This is a genomic window from Hydrogenophaga sp. R2, assembly GCF_049843595.1.
Classification (GTDB): domain Bacteria; phylum Pseudomonadota; class Gammaproteobacteria; order Burkholderiales; family Burkholderiaceae_C; genus Hydrogenophaga.
Map to the genome: position 1 here is coordinate 54265 of NZ_JBBHZN010000002.1, position 18534 is coordinate 72798.

Annotated in this window: 13 protein-coding genes; 3 read left to right on the forward strand and 10 right to left on the reverse strand. The window is 68.4% G+C overall.

The features are described from left to right. Positions 1-8: 8 nt before the first annotated feature. Together WD026_RS08725 and WD026_RS08730 are read right to left on the reverse strand one after the other, a co-directional pair. Complete coding sequence (locus WD026_RS08725) at positions 9-2978, reverse strand: formate dehydrogenase subunit alpha (protein WP_425723281.1); 2970 nt, start codon at positions 2976-2978, stop codon at positions 9-11. Between the two features lie 94 nt (positions 2979-3072). After that, positions 3073-3300 carry a formate dehydrogenase gene (locus WD026_RS08730; RefSeq protein ID WP_425723282.1) on the reverse strand — a complete coding sequence of 76 codons (228 nt, stop codon included), beginning with the start codon at positions 3298-3300 and terminating at the stop codon, positions 3073-3075. 424 nt (positions 3301-3724) lie between these two features. Between WD026_RS08730 and WD026_RS08735 the strand changes: the two genes are divergently transcribed. Next, positions 3725-5095 (forward strand): sigma-54-dependent transcriptional regulator, encoded by a 1371-nt coding sequence (locus tag WD026_RS08735; protein ID WP_425723283.1) that lies wholly within the window; start codon positions 3725-3727, stop codon positions 5093-5095. A 22-nt stretch (positions 5096-5117) separates the two neighbouring features. Continuing rightward, on the forward strand, positions 5118-7220 hold the full coding sequence (locus tag WD026_RS08740) for a sensor histidine kinase (protein WP_425723284.1): 2103 nt from the start codon (positions 5118-5120) through the stop codon (positions 7218-7220). A 5-nt stretch (positions 7221-7225) separates the two neighbouring features. Here the strand turns inward: WD026_RS08740 and WD026_RS08745 are convergent, their stop codons facing one another. The 8 genes from WD026_RS08745 to WD026_RS08780 form a co-directional block, all read right to left on the reverse strand. Further along, on the reverse strand, positions 7226-7843 hold the full coding sequence (locus WD026_RS08745) for a TorD/DmsD family molecular chaperone (protein WP_425723285.1): 618 nt from the start codon (positions 7841-7843) through the stop codon (positions 7226-7228). Between the two features lie 10 nt (positions 7844-7853). Next, positions 7854-9956, reverse strand: a complete 2103-nt coding sequence (locus tag WD026_RS08750; RefSeq protein WP_425723286.1) for a 4Fe-4S binding protein — start codon at positions 9954-9956, stop codon at positions 7854-7856. Continuing rightward, the gene (locus WD026_RS08755) at positions 9883-10533 is read right to left on the reverse strand and encodes a DUF3306 domain-containing protein (protein WP_425723287.1); all 651 of its coding nucleotides are present in this window, start codon (positions 10531-10533) and stop codon (positions 9883-9885) included. The genes WD026_RS08750 and WD026_RS08755 overlap by 74 nt, the downstream gene beginning before the upstream one ends. 1 nt (position 10534) lies before the next feature. Then, positions 10535-11167, reverse strand: a complete 633-nt coding sequence (locus tag WD026_RS08760) for a DUF3305 domain-containing protein (RefSeq protein WP_425723288.1) — start codon at positions 11165-11167, stop codon at positions 10535-10537. A gap of 68 nt (positions 11168-11235) precedes the next feature. Next, a complete protein-coding gene (gene boxA, locus WD026_RS08765) occupies positions 11236-12528 on the reverse strand; it encodes a benzoyl-CoA 2,3-epoxidase subunit BoxA (RefSeq protein ID WP_425723289.1) in 1293 nt (430 codons plus the stop codon). Between the two features lie 5 nt (positions 12529-12533). After that, positions 12534-13961 (reverse strand): benzoyl-CoA 2,3-epoxidase subunit BoxB, encoded by a 1428-nt coding sequence (boxB, locus tag WD026_RS08770; protein ID WP_425723290.1) that lies wholly within the window; start codon positions 13959-13961, stop codon positions 12534-12536. 99 nt (positions 13962-14060) lie between these two features. Beyond that, complete coding sequence (gene boxC, locus WD026_RS08775) at positions 14061-15728, reverse strand: 2,3-epoxybenzoyl-CoA dihydrolase (RefSeq protein WP_425723291.1); 1668 nt, start codon at positions 15726-15728, stop codon at positions 14061-14063. 133 nt (positions 15729-15861) lie between these two features. After that, the gene (locus tag WD026_RS08780; RefSeq protein ID WP_425723292.1) at positions 15862-16779 is read right to left on the reverse strand and encodes a helix-turn-helix transcriptional regulator; all 918 of its coding nucleotides are present in this window, start codon (positions 16777-16779) and stop codon (positions 15862-15864) included. Between the two features lie 163 nt (positions 16780-16942). Between WD026_RS08780 and WD026_RS08785 the strand changes: the two genes are divergently transcribed. Further along, on the forward strand, positions 16943-18532 hold the full coding sequence (locus WD026_RS08785) for a 3,4-dehydroadipyl-CoA semialdehyde dehydrogenase (RefSeq protein ID WP_425723293.1): 1590 nt from the start codon (positions 16943-16945) through the stop codon (positions 18530-18532). Positions 18533-18534 lie beyond the last annotated feature (2 nt).

An 18534-nucleotide genomic window follows, 5' to 3' on the forward strand; every position in this document is an offset into this window, starting at 1 on the left:
CCGGCCGCTTACGCGCGCTCCACATTGCAGATCGTGGTCTTGGTTTCCTGCATCATCGTCACGATGTCGTAGCCATAGGTGGTGGCCGTGTTGACGGCTTCACCACGCACCACCGGGAAGGCGCCATCCGGGTAGTACGGCTTCATGTCCTGACCCTGCCAGCGGCCCGAGAAGTGGAACGGCAGGAACACGGTGTCGGCACCCACACGCTCGGTCACCAGGGCCTGCACATTGATGCGGGCGCCGGTCGGCGTGGTCACCCACACGCGCTCGCCGTTGCGGATGCCGCGGGCGGTGGCGGTGGCCGGGTTGATCTCGACGAACATCTCCTGCTGCAGCTCGGCCAGCCACGGGTTGGAGCGGGTTTCCTCGCCACCACCCTCGTACTCGACCAGACGGCCCGAGGTCATGATGAGCGGGAATTTCTCGTGCATCTTCTCCTCGACGTTCTTCGCCTGCAGCGACTTGTAGAGGATGGGCAGACGCCAGCGGGTCTTCTGGTCGTCGTGGCTGGGGTACTTGGCGATCAGGTCCGGGCGGGTGCCATAGACCGGCTCGCGGTGCTGCGGGATGGCGTCCGGGAAGTTCCACACCACGGCGCGGGCCTTGGCGTTGCCGAACGGGTGGCAGCCGTGCTTCATGGCCACACGGATGATCGCGCCGGTCGGGTCGGTCTTCCAGTTCTTGCCTTCGGCGGCCTTCTGCTCGGCTTCCGACAGGTCGCCCCACCAGCCCAGCTTCTTGAGCAGCACATGGTCGAACTCGGGGTAGCCGGTGGTGATCTCGGCACCCACCGAGTGGGAACCGTCTTCAGCCAGCAGGGTGGCGCCGTTGCGCTCCACACCGAAGTTGGCGCGGAAGTTGCCACCGCCTTCCATGACGTGCTTGGAGGTGTCGTACAGGTTCGGCGAACCGGGGTGCTTGAGCTCCGGGGTGCCGTAGCAGGGCCAGGGCAGACCGAAGTAGTCGCCGGTCATGTCGTAGCCGGTCTCCTTGTCCACCACCTTGCCCTTGGCCTTGAGCGTCTTCACGTCGAAGGCGCCCATGTTGCGCATGTGGGCCTTCAGGCGCTCCGGGCTCTGGCCGGTGTAGCCGATGGTCCAGACCGACTTGTTGATCTCGCGCAGGATGTCTTCCACCTGCGGCTCGTCCATGCCGCCCTTGCCCTTGACCAGCTTCACGTTCTTGACCAGTTCCTGGTCGAAGCCGAGCTTCTGGGCCAGCTGGTACATGATCATGTGGTCGGTGCGGCTCTCCCACAGGGGCTCGATCACCTGCTCGCGCCACTGGATGGAGCGGTTGGAGGCGGTGCACGAACCGCTGGTCTCGAACTGGGTGGCTGCGGGCAGCAGGTACACCTCGCGGTTCGGGTTCAGGTCTTCCGGCTTGCCGGGCATGGCGGCCATGGACGCGGTGGCCGACGGGTACGGATCGATCACGACCAGCAGGTCGAGCTTGTCCATCGCGCGCTTCATCTCCAGACCACGGGTCTGGGAGTTGGGTGCGTGGCCCCAGAAGAACACGCCGCGCAGGTTCGGGCCCTGGTCGATGAGTTCGTTGTTCTCCAGCACGCCGTCGATCCAGCGGGAGACGGTGATGCCGGGCTTCTCCATCGTGCCTTCGGCGTACTGCTTCTTGATCCACTCGTAGTCCACGCCCCAGGTGGCAGCGAAGTGCTTCCACGAGCCGGCGGCCAGGCCGTAGTAGCCCGGCAGCGAATCGGGGTTCGGGCCGACGTCGGTGGCGCCCTGCACGTTGTCGTGGCCACGGAAGATGTTGGTGCCGCCGCCGCTCACGCCGATGTTGCCCAGCGCCAGCTGCAGGATGCACGAGGCACGCACCATGGCGTTGCCGATGGTGTGCTGGGTCTGGCCCATGCACCACACGATGGTGGCCGGCTTGGCTTCCGCCAGCATCTTGGCCACCTTGAACATCTGCTCTTCCTTCACGCCGCAGGCTTCTTCCACGGCGGCCGGGGTCCACTTGGCCAGGACTTCCTTCTTGATGTCATCCATGCCGTAGACACGGTCATTGATGTACTTCTTGTCTTCCCAGCCGTTCTTGAACACGTGGTACAGCAGACCGAACAGGAACGGGATATCGGTGCCGGAGCGGATGCGCACGTACTCGTCGGCCTTGGCGGCGGTGCGGGTGAAGCGCGGATCGACCACGATCATCTTGCAGCCGTTTTCCTTGGCGTGCAGCATGTGCAGCATGGACACCGGATGGGCTTCGGCGGCGTTGGAGCCGATGTACAACGCGCACTTGCTGTTCTGCATGTCGTTGTACGAGTTGGTCATGGCGCCATAACCCCAGGTGTTGGCAACACCGGCCACCGTGGTGGAGTGGCAGATGCGGGCCTGGTGGTCGCAGTTGTTGGTGCCCCAGAAGCTGACGAACTTGCGCAGCAGGTAGGCCTGCTCGTTGTTGTGCTTGGACGAACCGATGAAGTAGACCGAGTCCGGACCGCTGGCTTCGCGCAGGGCCTTCATCTTGGCCACGATGCCGTTGTAGGCCTCGTCCCAGCTGATGCGCTGGTACTTGCCGTTGACCAGCTTCATCGGGTAGCGCAGGCGGTACTCGCCGTGACCGTGCTCACGCAGGGCAGCGCCCTTGGCGCAGTGGGCGCCCAGGTTGATCGGGGAATCGAACACCGCTTCCTGACGGACCCACACGCCGTTCTCGACGATGGCGTCGGTGGCGCAGCCCACCGAGCAGTGGGTGCAGACGGTACGGCGCACTTCGATCTTGCCGGTGCCGTCGATCGACTTGCCGCTGGCCGCGTGCGACTTCTTCACCAGCGAGAGCTGGGTTGCCGCCAGGCCGACACCCACGCCCAGGCCCGAGCGGCGCAGGAAGGCGCGGCGGTCCATGGTGGGCAGCGCGGCCGACAGGCCACGCTTGAGGTTGTGCACGAAGGTGGAGTGCCCGTGGGCAACATGACCACCCGCAGAGGAATTCTTTTTGGTCAGCAGCATTTGCATGCCTCCTGATGAGCCTGTGCGACCCCTGCGCGGGCAGAAGTCACGGCGGCGGAACGGTTCGTGGGGGACGGAAAAAACGGGAGCCGGCTTACAGACGGGTGGTCTGGTAGTACTGCTTGACGTGGGCCGAGAGGCTGTAGCCGCCGCCCTTGGTGGGCGCGGGCTTGGCCTCGGCAGCGGCGGGCGCCTCAGCGCTCACGCGGGGCAGCACGGTGGCTGCAGCAGCCAGTGCACCGACGGTGGAGGCACCGGCAAACAGGGTACGACGGCTCAGGCGGGACTGGCCTTCACCTTCAGCGCGGGGGGACTTGGTCATGCATGTCTCCAGGTTGAACTCGGGCACCCGCGAACCACATGCGGGTACTTTGCATAGGGCGCGACTCTACCGCCCGCCTGAACACCGTGCAACCGCGTGAAACCCCCTCCGGCACCTGTCGCCATGGGGACCACAGCCCCGGACCGCCCCCTGTGCTGAAGACTGCATATTCCAACCCACAGCAAAGCGAGATCCGTGCCAGAACACGATCGTGTGACGACTGGTCACAAAAGCTTCAGGACTGCTTTGCAAACCGTGCTTTGGCCGATCACGTTCCCTCTAAATCCCTCAGCGAAGGGACAAGTTGTCATGCACGGTGCGACAACTTGTCGCGCGACAACTTGTCGCGAAGGGCCTGTGGCACCGTCGGATTTGCGCCAATTCCCGAGCGATTTTCTGGGTCTCGTTCGTAGAATCGCGCCCCGTGAACGACACCCTGCTGCCCCCTCCGAACGACCGTCAGCTCGACGGCTGGCCCGACTGGTCCATTCTGGTGGTCGACGACGAACCGGGCATGCTCAGCTTCCTGGTCAAGACGCTCGCCCCGCGCTGCCACTTCGTGATGAACGCCAGCACCGCCGAGGACGGCGCCCAGTGGCTCAAGGGACACCATGTCGACCTGATCATTCTGGACATCTCCCTGCCGGGCAAGAACGGCGTGACCTGGCTCAAGGAGCTGCGCGAACAGGGCTACACCGGCGAGGTGATCCTCATCACCGCCTTCGCCGACCTGGACACCGCCATCGAGGCGCTGCGGGCCGGCGCGTCCGACTTCATCCTCAAGCCCTTCCGGGTGCCGCAGATACTGAATGCGGTCAAGCAGTGCTACGAACGGGCCCGACTCAAGCGCGAGAACTTCGTGCTGCGCCGGGCCGTGGCCCACGCACCGGGCCAGGTGCCGGGCCTCATCGGCCCGTCGGCGGCCATGCAGCACCTGCGCAGCTGGATCGACCGGGTGGCCACGGTGGACAGCACCGTGCTGCTGCAGGGCGAATCCGGCACCGGCAAGGAGCTGGTGGCGCGCGAGCTGCATGCCCGCAGCACCCGGGCCACCGGCCCCTTCGTGCCGGTGAACTGCGCCAGCGTGTCGCCCGACCTGATCGAGAGCGAGCTCTTCGGCCATGCCAAGGGCGCCTTCACCGGTGCGGCCCGCGCGCGCGACGGCCTCTTCCATTACGCCCAGGGCGGCACGCTGTTCCTCGACGAGGTGGCCGAGCTGCCGCTGTCCATCCAGGCCACGCTGCTGCGCGCCATCGAAGACCTCAAGATCCGCCCGGTGGGCAGCGAGCAGCTGGTGCCGCTGAACCTGCGGGTGGTGGCCGCCACCAACCGGCGCCTTCAGGACGAGGTGGCGGCCGGCCGCTTCCGCAAGGACCTGTACTTCCGCCTGCAGGTGGTCGATCTGGCCCTGCCGCCGCTGCGCGAACACAAGGACGACATCCCCGCCCTGGTGGCCCACTTCAATGCGCTGCTGGCGCCCACGCTGGGCGTGGAGCCGCTGCAGGTGAGCGCCGAGGAAATGGCCTTCCTGCAGCAGTACGACTGGCCGGGCAATGTGCGCGAGCTGCGCAACCTGATCGAGCGTTCGCTGATCCTGGGCTCGCTCAATGTGTCGGCGCTCTACCCGGGCAAGGCCCCAGCCACGCCGCAGGTGACCGACCTGCACACGCTGGAGAAGCTGCACATCCAGGCGGTGCTCGATTCGGTGCAGGGCGACAAGACCCGCGCCGCCGAGCTGCTGGGCGTGTCGCGCCGCACGCTGGAGCGCCGCGTGGCCGAATGGGGATCGGCATGAAGCGCCACCGCGCGGCAGCCGCATGAACCCGCTGCGGACGCCCGGCTGGCTGGCCGGCTCGGTGCGCAACAAGCTGCTGGCCATGGCCCTGCTGCCCCTGCTGGTGGCGTTTCCGCTGCTGGTGCTGGTGCTGCTGGCCTGGAGCAGCACCGCCTACGACCGGCTGCTCATCACCAAGGTGCGCAGCGACCTGGCAGTGGCCAACGGCTACTTTGCCCAGGTGCTGGCCGAAGTGGGTTCGGGCACCCGGGGCGTGGCCCGCTCCCGGGCCCTGGCCGACGTGCTGCGCAGCCCCGGCAGCACGGCGCGCGACACGCTGGAGCAGCAGCTGGCAGTGGACCGCGAGCTGCTGCAGCTCGACTTCCTGGCCCTGTACGACCCCGACGGCCGGCCCCTGGCCCGCGCCCTGCCGGCCGGCCTGAGCAGCGGCGACGCCGGCCATGCCCAGGCGCCCATGCCCGCACCGGTGCTCGCGGCGGTGGACCGCACCGGCATCCACCGGCAGGCCCAGCTCATGCTGCTGGAAGCGCTGGAGCTGCAGGCCCTGGCTCCGCACCTGATGCGGCAGATCAACATCCCGCTGGTGCCCACCCGCAATGCCTCGCCCACCGAGCGCGACACCGAGACCCGCGCCATGGTGGTGCTCTCGGCCCTGCCGGTGCGCGACGCCCAGGGCCGCACCGTGGCGCTGCTGGCCGGTGGCCTGCTGCTCAACCAGAACCTGGGCTTCATCGACCACATCAACCGCATCGTCTACCCGGACGACGCCCTGCCCTTCGGCAGCCGGGGCACGGCCACGCTGTTCCTGGACGATGTGCGCATCACCACCAATGTGCGCCTGTTCCAGGACCAGCGGGCCATCGGCACACGGGTCTCGCAGACAGTGCGCGACACCGTGCTGACCGAAGGCACCACCTGGCTGGACCGGGCCTTCGTGGTGAACGACTGGTACGTGTCGGCCTACGACCCGCTCACCGATGCCCAGGGGCGGCGCATCGGCATGCTGTATGTGGGCTTCACCGAAGCGCCCTTCATCCTGCTGCGTTACCTCATGCTGGGCGTGATCGGGCTGATCTTCCTGGGCGTGATGGCCCTGTCGGCCTGGGCCTCGCTGCGCTGGGCGCGCAGCATCTTCCAGCCGGTGGAGCAGATGAACCGCACCATGCAGCGCATCGAGGACGGCCATGCCGGCGCCCGGGTGGGACCGCTGGGCGCGCGCGACGAACTGGGCGCCCTGGCCGGCCACCTGGACGAGCTGCTGGACGCCATCGAAGACAAGACCGAAGCCCTGCAGCGCTGGGCCGACGAACTCGACCGCAAGGTGGCCGAACGCACCCAGGAGCTGCAGGCCAGCAACGCGTCGCTGCAGATGGCCCAGGCCCAGCTGGTCAAGAGCGAGAAGCTGGCCGCCATCGGCCAGCTCACCGCCAGCATCGCCCACGAGATCAACAACCCGATCGCGGTGATGCAGGGCAACCTGGACCTGATGCGCGAGACCCTGGGGCCGCAGGCCGGCCACGTCAAGGACGAGCTGCTCCTGCTGGACCAGCAGGTCGAACGCATGCGCATCATCGTGACCCAGCTGCTGCAGTACGCGCGGCCCACCGAGTTCGGCGGCTATGTGACGGCGCTGGACCTCAACCGCACCGTGGCCGACTCGCTGGTGCTGGTGGCGCACCTGCTGTCACAGACGCGCATCGTGGTGGAGCGCGACCTGCAGGCCACACGGCCGGTGGGCATGAACCGGCAGGAGCTGCAGCAGGTGGTCATCAACCTGCTGATCAATGCCATCCAGGCCATGCCCGAGGGCGGCACGCTCACGCTGGTGACACGCGACCACGAGGACGGTTCGGGCGCCAGCCTGTGGGTCAAGGACCAGGGCGCCGGGCTGAGCGCCGCCACACGCGAGCGCCTGTTCCGCCCGTTCTTCACCACCAAGAACGACGGCAACGGCCTGGGCCTGTGGATCAGCCAGGGACTGGTGGAACGCTACGGTGGCCACATCGAGGCCGGCAACCGCGACGACGGGCCGGGCGCCTGGTTCTGCGTGCACCTGCTCACCGAGCCGGTGGCCACGGCACCGGCCGACACCGGCAACGGCCGGCCGGGTCTGCTGGGGAACTGAAGGCCTCAGGCCATCATGTCGAAGCCCTGGGCCTCCACGCCGATGAAGGCCTGGGTGAAGGCCGCCACGGCCGCGTAGAAGCGGGCCGCCGGGTGGGCGGTGATGGCCTCGCACATGGCCGGCAGCCAGGGCTGCACATGGCCGGCAAAGAACTTCTGCTGCTGCGTCAGGTTGGCCACCTCGACGTCGTCACCGGCGATCAGGTAACGCATGACCTCGAAGATGTAGGACACATGGTCCTCGGTCTCGGGCATGGTCTCGTCGCGCGCCAGGCCCAGGGTGGCCAGGTCGGAGCGCAGCTGGGCCAGCGGCTTCTCGTTCAGGAAGCCGGCGATGTGGTGCGAGGCGAACAGGAAGATCTCGGGCTTGCCCACACCGCCGAAGAGGCGGTCGAACTCGTCGGCCACCTGGGCGTCGCTCAGGTCGCGGGCTGCGGCCACCACGCCGCGCCACGGCTCTTCCAGAAAACCGCCGGCGGCCGGGGCCTCGGTCACGGCCACGCGCAGCTGGGCCAGCAGCTCGGGTGTGGGCGGGGCGTAGTACAAGGCGGCCAGCAGGCCATAGACCTCGGCGCGGGCGGTTTCCTCGTCCAGCGAGGAGGACACGGGGATGCGTTCCATCATGGCGTCAGTCTCAGAGATCGGTGATGCGGGTCTCGCCCGGGTTGGTGTAGAGGTCGACCACGCGGCAGTCGCTGCACATCTTCAGGCGCTCGGCGGCCTCACCCTGGAACATGGCATGGCCGGAGAGTTTCTCCAGCATGTTCTCGATGCCCTTGAGCGTGCCGAAGGGCTTGCTGCAGCGGATGCAGCGGAACGGTTCGGCCTCGTTGACCACACGCAGCTGCTTGCGCTGCTCGGTGAGCAGCAGGCGCGGCTGCAGCGTGATGGCGTCTTCCGGGCAGGTGGTGGCGCACAGGCCGCACTGCACGCAGTTCTTCTCGATGAAGCGCAGCTGCGGGCGTTCGGCGTTGTCCTGCAAGGCGCTGGCCGGGCAGGCGCTCACGCAGCTCAGGCACAGGGTGCAGCGGTCGCGGTCCACCGCCACCGCACCGAACAGCGAGGGTGCCGGCAGGGCAATGGCCTCGGCCCGCTGGCCGTGGGTGGCGCTGTCCTGCAGCAGGTGGTCCAGCGCCAGTTCGATGGTGGCTCGTTTTTCGGCCTGCACCGCGTAGCTGGCGCGGCGCTTGACGCCCTGGGCCTTGGGCACGGCGAGCTGGCTGTCCAGCTCGGCCGCGGTGCGGGCCTCGATCAGGCGGAAGTGGGTGCCGGTGTAACCCAGTCCGTTGACGATGGCCTGGGCCAGCGCCATCTGTTCCTGCAGGGCCTGGCGGTACTGCGGCGCTTCCTCGTCGGTCATCAGCACCCAGACCTGCGGCGCGCCGTAGGCAAAGGCGGTCAGCCACAGGTCCAGACCGGCCGATGCGGTGTGCCACAGCGGCAGCGGGATCACGCGCGCCGGCACGCCACGCACCTGTTTCGGGTTGAGCTGGGCGGCACGGCCGAGTTCGTCGATGAGGGCAGCCCCGCCTTCGCGGCTGTGCAGCAACAGGGCAGCGTCGGTGCCGCCGGCCTTGGCATAGGTGGCCAGCACGGTGCGCAGGCGCACGCCCACCTCGCTGGCGCGGGGGTAGGCATAGGTGAGCGCCCCGGTGGGGCACACGGTGGTGCAGGCGCCGCAGCCCACACACAGGTTGGGGTTGACCACGATCTGCTGGCGGTCCACCTGGCTGCTGATGGCCAGGGCCGAGCACACCTGCACGCAGGCGTCGCAGCCCACGGTCTCGTTGCGGCCGTGGGCGCAGATCTTCTGCTTGTAGGTGAAGAACTTGGGCTTTTCGAACTCGCCCACCAGGTCGCGCAGGCGGGCGATGGTCTGCAGCCCCTGTTCGCCGCTCAGGCCGCCGGGGCGGTGGAAGTAGCCCTGCGGGTGGGCGTGCTGGCTGAAGGCCGGCGCGTCGCGCAGGTCCAGCACGATGTCGAAGGTGTCCTTGTGGGCCACCGGCTCGCGCTGGAAGTCGATGGCGCCCACGGCCTCGCAGGCCTTCACGCAGGCGCGGTGCGAGCTGCAGCGGGAGAGGTCGATCTGGTAGTCCAGGCCGATGGCGCCTTCGGGGCAGGCGGCCACGCAGGCATTGCAGCGGGTGCACAGGTCGAGGTCGATGGGGTTGCCGGTGGTCCATTCCACCTGGAAGGCCCCCAGCCAGCCCTGGATGGCCGAGAGCTCGCCGCCCAGCACCGGGAAGCGGCGCTCCTGCTGGCCACGGCCACCGGTGGCCAGGATGGTCACGTCCAGCACGTCGCCCACCACGGCGCCGATGCGTTCGGCCTCGTCCAGCGGGCCGACGATCAGCAGCCGGCCGCTGCTGCGGTAGGTGACGGTGGGCACCGGCTCGGGGTCGGGCAGGCGGGCGGCCGCCAGCAACGCGGCCATCTTGGGCGTGGCGTCCTTCGCCTCGCGGCCCCAGCCGCCGGTCTCGCGGATGTTCACGAAGCGGATCGGCCGCACATCCAGCGGCACCGCGCCCTCGGTCTGCTCGGACAGCTCGGTGAACAGCCGGCTTTCCTGGGTGCAGGCCACCACCAGCTCGTCGTTGCTGCGGCAGGCACGCTGGAAGGCCGGCGCGTCGCGCCGGCACAGCGTGGTGTGGACGGTCAGGTCTTCATCCAGCGCCTGGCCCAGAACGCTCGGGTTCAGGGGCATGGTCTGGTTGCAGTTGCAGATCAGCGTGGTCATCGTGGGGTGGGGGCAGTTCGGCGGCGGGCGGCTCGCCGGTGGGCGCAGCGGTGGTTCCGCTGTCGGGGGGGTTGTTCGTTTCCGCAGCCGCGTGCTCGGCAGCCGCTTTCTTTTCGGCCGGGTCCTCCACCAGCTTGAGGAACTGGGCGCCCACCATGCGGGCCATGTCGGCCTTGGACAGCGGGCTGGGCTGGGAGTAGTCGTCGATGTAGATGTCCAGGCCGTCCATCACGTTGAAGTGCGGGTCGGCGAACAGCTTCTTGACCGCGGCATTGCGCACGTCGGGCGAGACGTCGCGGGCCACGAAGCGGCTGAAGTCGGATTCGGGCGTCAGGCCGGCCACGTCGTCCAGCGTGGGCGGCGGCGGGCGGTCCTCGGCCGGGGCAGGTGCCGGGTGGGTGGCCGGCGCAGCCGTGGCGGCAGCGGCGGCGGGCACGGCGGCCGGCGCCGGCCGGGCCACCGCAGGCGGCTCCACCCCGGGTGCGGGTGGCGGCGGGTCGGCCGGCAGCGGCTGGCCGGTGCGCACCTGCTGCTTGCGCCGCGACCAGCGCGAGAAGAAGCTGTCGTCGTCGGCCATGTCAGGCTCCGGGGTGGCCGCCGCCGCGGATCTTCTCGGTGCTCACCCGCACCGGCTGGCCGAAACGGTCGGTCAGCGGACGGAAGCTGTCCGGGCGCTTGCGTTTCTTGGGCTCGGGCTGGTAGGTGGCATCCACGAAGCTGCGCAACCAGTCCACCACCTCCTCCGGCGCCGGCACCTGGTCGACCCGCTCCTGGGCGTCGAGCCAGCGACCGGCCTCGTGGTAGCTCAGGGTGACGATCTGCGGCACCGCCATGGGCTCGCCATCGAGCAGCCGCTCTTCGTCGGCACGCCAGAACACCCAGAAGCAGGGGTTGGGCGAATGCAGGTTGAGGTAGTAACCCTCGGCGTCATCGCGGTAGAGCGTGACCCGGTGGCGCGGAAACAGCCAGTGGCTGGCGCCTTCGACGGCCTGCGCCGGGTCGATGGGCTCCACCGCCTCGGGTTCGTGCTGCTCCTGGGCTTCCAGCAGGGCAGTTTCCGAGGGGCTGCTGTGCAGCATCACGTCGGCCAGCACCCAGCGCCAGGGCTGCCAGCGGGCCATGGGGCCTTGCACCGGCTCGCGGCGCATGACCACGTCCACCTCGATGGCGGGACGCGGTGGCGTGCGGGTGGGGGTATGGGTGTCGGACATACGAGGGCGACACTGTACGGCATCTGCCCCCCGGCCCGCACCCGGGCCCGGGCTTGACCCTGCACGGGTCAGTAGGTTTCCAGGTGCAGGCGGCCTTCGCGCTTGAGCGCGGCGCCCACCGTCTCCCAGTCCAGACCGGCACCGGTGGCGATGTCGCGCAGGGCCAGCACCACGCCCTCTTCCATGCTCTTGAGGCCACACACATAGAAGTGGCTGTCCGGGTCCTTGAGCAGGGCGGCCAGGTCGGCGGCGCGCTCGCGCATGGCGTCCTGCACGTACTTGCGGGGCTGGCCCGGGGTGCGGCTGAAGGCGAAGCTGGTGTCGATGAAGTCCTTGGGCAGGCTCTGCAGCGGACCGAAGTACGGCAGCTCTTCCTGGGTGCGGGCACCGAAGAACAGCATGAGCTTGCCGCCCTCGAACTTGCCGGTCTGGCGCAGCCGGCGGCGCCATTCGGTCATGGCCCGCATGGGCGCACTGCCGGTGCCGGTGCAGATCATGACGATGTGGCTCTTCGGGTGGTTGGGCATCAGGAAGCTGGCACCGAACGGCCCGATCACCTCCACCGTGTCGCCCACCTGCAGGTCGCACATGTAGTTGCTGCCCACGCCTCGCACCGGGTGGCCCTGGTGGTCCTGCAGCACCCGCTTGATGGTGAGCGACAGGTTGTTGTGGCCCGGGCGCTCGCCGTTGCGCGGGCTGGCAATGCTGTACTGGCGCGCATGGTGCGGCCGGCCTGCGGCATCGGTGCCCGGCGGGATGATGCCGATGCTCTGGCCTTCCAGCACCGGAAACGGCATGGCGCCGAAGTCCAGCACGATGTGGTGGGTGTCGTAGTCGCTGCCGGCGGTCTTGCCGACCTCGGTGACGCGCAGGTTGCCCACCACCGTGGCCTTGACCGACTTCTGCGCCGCCTTCGGGCCGTACAGGTTGGTGTAGGCGTGCGCAGCCGACCACGGCGGCACCGTGGCGCCGTAGCTGGCGGCCTTGAAGGTGTCGGTGGCGGCGGGTGCCTGGACCACCGGCGCAGGCTCGGCAGCCGCAGCGGCATCACCCGCGTCGGCGGCCGCACTGGCCAGTTCTTCCGGCGGCAGCTCGGCCGGGAGTTCGTCCCAGGTCAGCTGTTCTTCGACGCTGTAGGCCCGCACCCGCGGCATCTGCCGCCAGTTGTCGATGGAGCCGGTGGGGCACGGCGGCACGCAGGCCATGCAGAGGTTGCACTTGTCGGCGTCCACCACATAGTTGCGCGAGTCGTGCGTGATGGCACCCACCGGACAGGTGGCCTCGCAGGTGTTGCACCGGATGCAGATCTCGGGATCGATCAGGTGCTGCTGGATGACAGCGAGTTCGGCGGGTGCGTTCATGGTCTTCAGTTGAAGCGGACGTACTCGAAATTGACCGGCTGGCGGTTGATGCCCATGACCGGCGGGGCGATCCAGTTGGCGAACTGGCCCGGCTCGACCACGCGGCCCATCAGGCTGGCCACATAGGCGCGGTCTTCGGGGGTGGGCAGCCACTCGCCGACCTTGGCCTGCCATTCGGCCTCGCTCACCACGCGGCCGTCCGGCGAGACCTTCACGCCCGCGAGCGAGCCGATGTTGCGGTGGAAGGCCTTGTGCGGCACCGACAGGCGATGCGGCAGACCGGCCTTCTCGATCAGCTTGTTCCAGCGCTCCACGCCGCCCACGCTGTCCTTGATGTAGTCGTCGCGCAGCACCTCGTTCAGGGCGTTGAGCATGGGCACTTCGCGCTCGACCAGCTGGCCGCCCTGCACTTCCAGGATCTTGTAGGTGTGGCCCTTGAGCACGTGGTCGTCCTGGCGCTTGCCTTCTTCATAGCGGCCCTTGAGGCCGGTGCTGTAGAAGGTGGCGGCGTTGCTCGACTGGTCGGCACCGAACAGGTCGATGGTCACGCTGAAGTGGAAGTTCAGGTAGCGCTGGATGGTCGGCAGGTCGATCACGCCGGCAGCGCGCAGCTTGGCCGGGTCGTCGGTCTTGAGCTCGTTCATCACCTGGCAGGTGCGGTTGATGACGCGGCCCACGCCGGACTCGCCCACGAACATGTGGTGCGCTTCCTCGGTCAGCATGAACTTGGTGGTGCGGGCCAGCGGGTCGAAGGCGCTCTCGGCCAGCGCGCACAGCTGGAACTTGCCGTCGCGGTCGGTGAAGTAGGTGAACATGAAGAAGGACAGCCAGTCGGGCGTCTCTTCGTTGAAGGCTTCCAGGATGCGCGGGTTGTCCTGGCTGCCGCTGTTGCGCTGCAGCAGGGCGTCGGCTTCCTCGCGGCCGTCACGGCCGAAGTGCTTGTGCAGCAGGTAGACCATGGCCCACAGGTGGCGGCCTTCTTCCACGTTGATCTGGAACAGGTTGCGCAGGTCGTACTGGCTCGGGGCGGTCAGGCCCAGGTGGCGCTGCTGCTCGACCGAGGCCGGCTCGGTGTCGCCCTGGGTCACGATGATGCGGCGCAGGTTGGCGCGGTGTTCGCCAGGCACGTCCTGCCACACGTCCTCGCCCATGTGGTCACCGAAATGGATCTTGCGGTCCTTCTCGGCCGGGTTCATGAAGATGCCCCAGCGGTAGTCGGGCATCTTCACATGGCCGAACTGGGCCCAGCCCTGCGGGTCCACGCTGACCGCGGTGCGCAGGTACACATCGAAACCGTGCGAGCCCTCGGGGCCCATGTCCTTCCACCACTCCAGGTAGTTGGGCTGCCAGTGCTCCAGCGCGCGCTGCAGCGTGCGGTCTTCGGACAGATTGACGTTGTTGGGGATCTTGTCGCTGTAATCGATGGCGGACATCACGGTCTCCTGCGGAACGATCTCTCGGTGGACTGTCTTGAGGTTGCGGCTGGCTCCACCGGGAAACCCACCGCACAACGTGCTGAAACTGAAACGACCTTACACGCGGTTGAAATCAAAAGCGGCCTTGTCGCCTTTGCCGTAGACCTTGAGCGCGCCCTTCTCGCCCACGGCGTTCGGGCGGATGAAGATCCAGTTCTGCCACGCGGTCAGGCGGCCGAAGATGCGGGTGAGCATGTTCTCCTTCTGGGCAAAGCGCAGGTTGGCCTCCAGACCGGTCAGGGCGTCGGGCGACATGGCGGCGCGCTCTTCGATGGCGATGCGCACCTCGTCGGCCCAGTCGATGTCGTCCGGGGCCGAGGTGACCAGGCCCAGGGCCAGGGCAGCGTCGGCGTCCAGCGGCTGGCCCACGGCGCGGCGCACGGCTTCCATCGGCTCGGTCTCTTCGTAGAAACGGCGTTGCAGGCGCGACTGGCCGTTGACCATGGGCAGGTGACCGAAGCTCATCTCGCCCAGGGTGATGCGGGGGGCCGCTTCCGGGCTGTCGGGCAGGGCCAGCATGTAGGCGCGGTCGGCGCAGAAGGCCAGTTCGGCCAGGCTGCCGGCGAAGCAGGAGCCTTCTTCCACCAGCGCGAACAGGCTGCGCGAGGACACGTCCAGGCGGGCGAAGGTGCGGCGCATCAGGCCCAGCACCTCGCGGGCCAGCCAGTGGTCCTGGTGGGCCAGCAGCAGGGCGTCGGCGGCCAGTACGGCGGCGGCATCGCCTTCGGTCTTGAGCAGCCAGGTGCCGATGTCGAGCTCGTTGGTGCGCAGGTTCAGGATGGCATCGTCCAGCTCACGGGTCATCTGCAGCGGCCACCAGGCGGCGCCTTGGGCCTCGATGCCAGCCACGTCGGTCGGCTGGGCACCGTTGGGGGCCTTGATGGTGAGCGTGGCGGTGCGCTTGCTGCGGTCGATGGCCACGTTGACCCACTGGTAGGCGATGCCGTCGGCAGACAGGGTGCGCTCCACGCGGGGCAGGCTCACGCCCTTGGCGCCGGCCGGGCGGTTGCTCTGGGCGGCCAGGGCTTCGGCGCGTTCACGCACATGGGCCGCGAACTGCTGCGGCTTGGCAATCGAATCCACCAGGCGCCAGTCCACGGCCTTCTTGCCGCGCACGCCTTCGCTGGTGGTGCAGAAGATGTCGGCCAGGTCGTGGCGCACATGGCGCTTGTCGGTCACGCGTGTCAGGCCGCCGGTGCCGGGCAGCACGCCCAGCAGCGGCACCTCGGGCAGGCTGACGGCGCTGCTGCGGTCGTCCACCAGGATGATCTCGTCGCAGGCGAGGGCCAGCTCGTAACCGCCGCCGGCGCAGGCGCCGTTCAGGGCCGCCACGAACTTCAGGCCGTTGTGCTTCGACGAATCCTCGATGCCGTTGCGCGTCTCGTTGGTGAACTTGCAGAAGTTCACCTTCCAGGCGTGGCTGGACAGGCCCAGCATGAAGATGTTGGCGCCCGAGCAGAACACGCGGTCCTTCAGGCTGGTGACCACCACGGTGCGCACCTCGGGGTGCTCGAAGCGGATGCGGTTGAGCGCGTCGTGCAGCTCGATGTCCACGCCCAGGTCGTAGCTGTTGAGCTTGAGCTTGTAGCCGGGGCGGATGCCGCCGTCTTCGGCAAAGTCGGCCGCCAGCGTGGCGATCGCACCGTCGAAGCTGAGCTTCCAGTGGCGGTACTGGGACGGGTCGGTGCGGTAGTCCACCGGTGCGATGCTGTCGGGTGCGTTCATGGAGGTCTCCTCGGGCGGATGAAGCCGCCCGATGGACCGGTTCAGGTCACGGGGCAGCGCATGACCTGAATAATAGTGCAGCTATTTTTGAACGTCAATGCACTTTTGTGCATATCTGGAAATAGAACGCCGGTCAGCGCCCGATCAGCGCCTTCACCTGCGCGGCCAGGGCTTCATGGGCCTGCGGCAGGCTGTAGTCGCTGGTGTTGAAGTGCAGCTCCGCCTTGGAATAGAAGGCCGAACGGCCGGCCAGGATGCGCTTGAGGTCTTCCATGGCTTCCCGGCTGGCCGCCATGGGCCGCATGTCGCCCTGCGCGGCCACCCGCCCCATGTGGTCGGACGGATCGGCCTGCAGCCACACGGTGGTGCAGTGCGACAGCAGCAGGTTGAAGTTGGCCGCGTCCGACACCAGGCCGCCAGGCGTGGCGATCACCACCTCGGGGTAGATCTGGATGGCTTCTTCCAGCGCACGCCGCTCGTAGCGGCGGTAGGCCGGCGTGCCGTACAGCGCGTGGATTTCCTCGATGCTGCAGCCGGCGAACTTCTCGATCTCGCGGCTGAGTTCGATGAAGGCAAAACCCAGGTCGTCGGCCAGCCGCTGGCCCAGCGTGGACTTGCCGGCGCCGCGCAGACCGATGAGCGCAATGCGGGTGCGGCGGCCGGCCTCGGTGCTGTCGGCGCCGCCCAGGGCACCGGCGATGGCCACCCGGGCACGGCGCAGGGCGGCCTCGTCCTGGCCGGACAGCATTTCGCGGATCAGCAGCCATTCCGGCGAGCTGGTGCTCACATCACCCAGCAATTCGGCCAGCGGGCATTGCAGGGCATCGGCCACCTGCAGCAGCACCAGGATGGAGGCATTGCCGGTGCCGTACTCCAGGTTGGCCAGGTGGCGTTCGGAGACATCGGCCGCCACGGCCACTGCCTTGCGGGTCATGCCGCGCCGGGAACGCAGGGTGCGCACCCGCTCGCCCAGGGCCACCAGGAACGGGTGGCGGGGCTCCTCGGCGCCGGCCGCAGCGGGGGAGGGATTGACGACGGGTGCGGTGTCCATGGATGGGGACGGGTGCCTCGGGAAAACCCTGTGGGTGGGAGTGCTCGACAAGACATGCACTTTAATGCACATTAGCCGAGCTGCAAGATAGTGCAGTTATAGCGCCATTCCTGTCCTCGCGGCCACCCCGCCGTTCCACACCGCTGCTTTTTCGAGCCGATCCATGACCTCCACGACCACCCCCGCACCCCTGCTGCCCAACTTCGTGGAGGGCCGCTGGCAGACCGGCACCGGCCCAGGCCTGCCGCTGTTCGACCCGGTGCTGGGCACCGAGCTGGCCCGGGTGAGCAGCGCCGGCCTGAACCTGCCGGCCGCCTTTGCCTTTGCCCGCGAACAGGGCGGCCGCGCCCTGCGGGCCCTGAGCTACCGCGAACGCGCCGCCCTGCTGAGCGCCATGGTGAACGTGCTGCAGGCTAACAAGGACGCTTACTACGCCATTGCCACCGCCAACTCGGGCACCGTGACCCGCGACTCGGCGGTCGACATCGACGGCGGCATCTTCACGCTGTCCACCTACGCCCGCATGGGCGAGCGCCTGGGGGAGGCGCGCTGCCTGCTCGATGGCGAGCGCATCCGCCTGGGCAAGGACCCGCTGTTCCAGAGCCAGCACATCCTCACGCCCACGCCGGGCGTGGCGCTGTTCATCAACGCCTTCAACTTCCCCTCGTGGGGCCTGTGGGAGAAGGCCGCGCCCGCCCTGCTCTCGGGCGTGCCGGTGATCATCAAGCCCGCCACCGCCACCGCCTGGCTGACCCAGCGCATGGTGCAGGACGTGGTGGACGCCGGCGTTCTGCCACCCGGCGCGCTGTCGGTGGTGTGTGGCTCGTCCGCCGGCCTCATGGACTGCCTGCAGCCCTTCGACGTGGTGTCCTTCACCGGTTCGGCCGACACCGCCCGCATCATCCGCAGCCACCCGGCCGTGGCCGAACACTCGGTGCGCTGCAACATCGAGGCCGACAGCCTCAACAGCGCCCTGCTCGACCCCGCGGCCGCTGAGGGCAGCGAAGCCTTCAACCTGCTGGTGAGCGAAGTGGTGCGCGAAATGACGGTCAAGAGCGGCCAGAAGTGCACCGCCATCCGCCGCATCTTTGTGCCGCGTGCGTTGTTCGACGCCACCGCCCAGGCCATCGCCGCCAAACTGGCCAAGGTGACGGTGGGCAACCCGCGGAATGAAGCCGTGCGCATGGGCTCGCTGGTCAGCCGCGAGCAGGCCGACAACGTGCGCGCCGGCCTGGCCCAGCTCAAGGCCGAGGCCACCGTGCTGTTCGACGGCAGCGCCATTCCGCTGGTGGACGCCGACCCGAAAGTTGCCGCCTGCGTGGCGCCCACCCTGCTGGGCTGCACCGAGCCGGCCCGGGCCGACGTGCTGCACCGGGTGGAGGTGTTCGGCCCGGTGGCCACGCTCATGGCCTGTGACGACGAAGCCCAGGCCCTGGAACTCATCGCCCGTGGCGAAGGTTCGCTGGTGTGCTCGGTCTACAGCGCCGACCCGGCCTTCATCGCTCGCGCTTCGCTGGCACTCGCCCCGATGCACGGTCGGGTGCACGCCATCAGCCCCGATGTGGCCAGCCTGCACACCGGCCACGGCAACGTCATGCCGCAATCCCTGCACGGCGGTCCGGGCCGCGCGGGGGGTGGTGAAGAACTCGGCGGCCTGCGGGCGCTGGGCTTCTACCACCGCCGCAGCGCGGTGCAGGCCAGCACCGCCGCGCTTGACGACCTGGCCGCCAGCGGCCACGCTTTCCAGCCCTGAGG

Excerpts from the sequence above, each read along its gene's own strand:
- boxC (WP_425723291.1), bottom strand. The coding sequence starts at position 15,728 with ATGAACGCACCCGACAGCATCGCACCGGTGGACTACCGCACCGACCCG.
- boxB (WP_425723290.1), bottom strand. The coding sequence starts at position 13,961 with ATGTCCGCCATCGATTACAGCGACAAGATCCCCAACAACGTCAATCTG.
- WD026_RS08760 (WP_425723288.1), bottom strand. The coding sequence starts at position 11,167 with ATGTCCGACACCCATACCCCCACCCGCACGCCACCGCGTCCCGCCATC.
- WD026_RS08750 (WP_425723286.1), bottom strand. The coding sequence starts at position 9,956 with ATGACCACGCTGATCTGCAACTGCAACCAGACCATGCCCCTGAACCCG.
- boxA (WP_425723289.1), bottom strand. The coding sequence starts at position 12,528 with ATGAACGCACCCGCCGAACTCGCTGTCATCCAGCAGCACCTGATCGAT.
- WD026_RS08725 (WP_425723281.1), bottom strand. The coding sequence starts at position 2,978 with ATGCTGCTGACCAAAAAGAATTCCTCTGCGGGTGGTCATGTTGCCCAC.
- WD026_RS08745 (WP_425723285.1), bottom strand. The coding sequence starts at position 7,843 with ATGATGGAACGCATCCCCGTGTCCTCCTCGCTGGACGAGGAAACCGCC.
- WD026_RS08780 (WP_425723292.1), bottom strand. The coding sequence starts at position 16,779 with ATGGACACCGCACCCGTCGTCAATCCCTCCCCCGCTGCGGCCGGCGCC.
- WD026_RS08755 (WP_425723287.1), bottom strand. The coding sequence starts at position 10,533 with ATGGCCGACGACGACAGCTTCTTCTCGCGCTGGTCGCGGCGCAAGCAG.
- WD026_RS08730 (WP_425723282.1), bottom strand. The coding sequence starts at position 3,300 with ATGACCAAGTCCCCCCGCGCTGAAGGTGAAGGCCAGTCCCGCCTGAGC.
- WD026_RS08740 (WP_425723284.1), top strand. The coding sequence starts at position 5,118 with ATGAACCCGCTGCGGACGCCCGGCTGGCTGGCCGGCTCGGTGCGCAAC.
- WD026_RS08785 (WP_425723293.1), top strand. The coding sequence starts at position 16,943 with ATGACCTCCACGACCACCCCCGCACCCCTGCTGCCCAACTTCGTGGAG.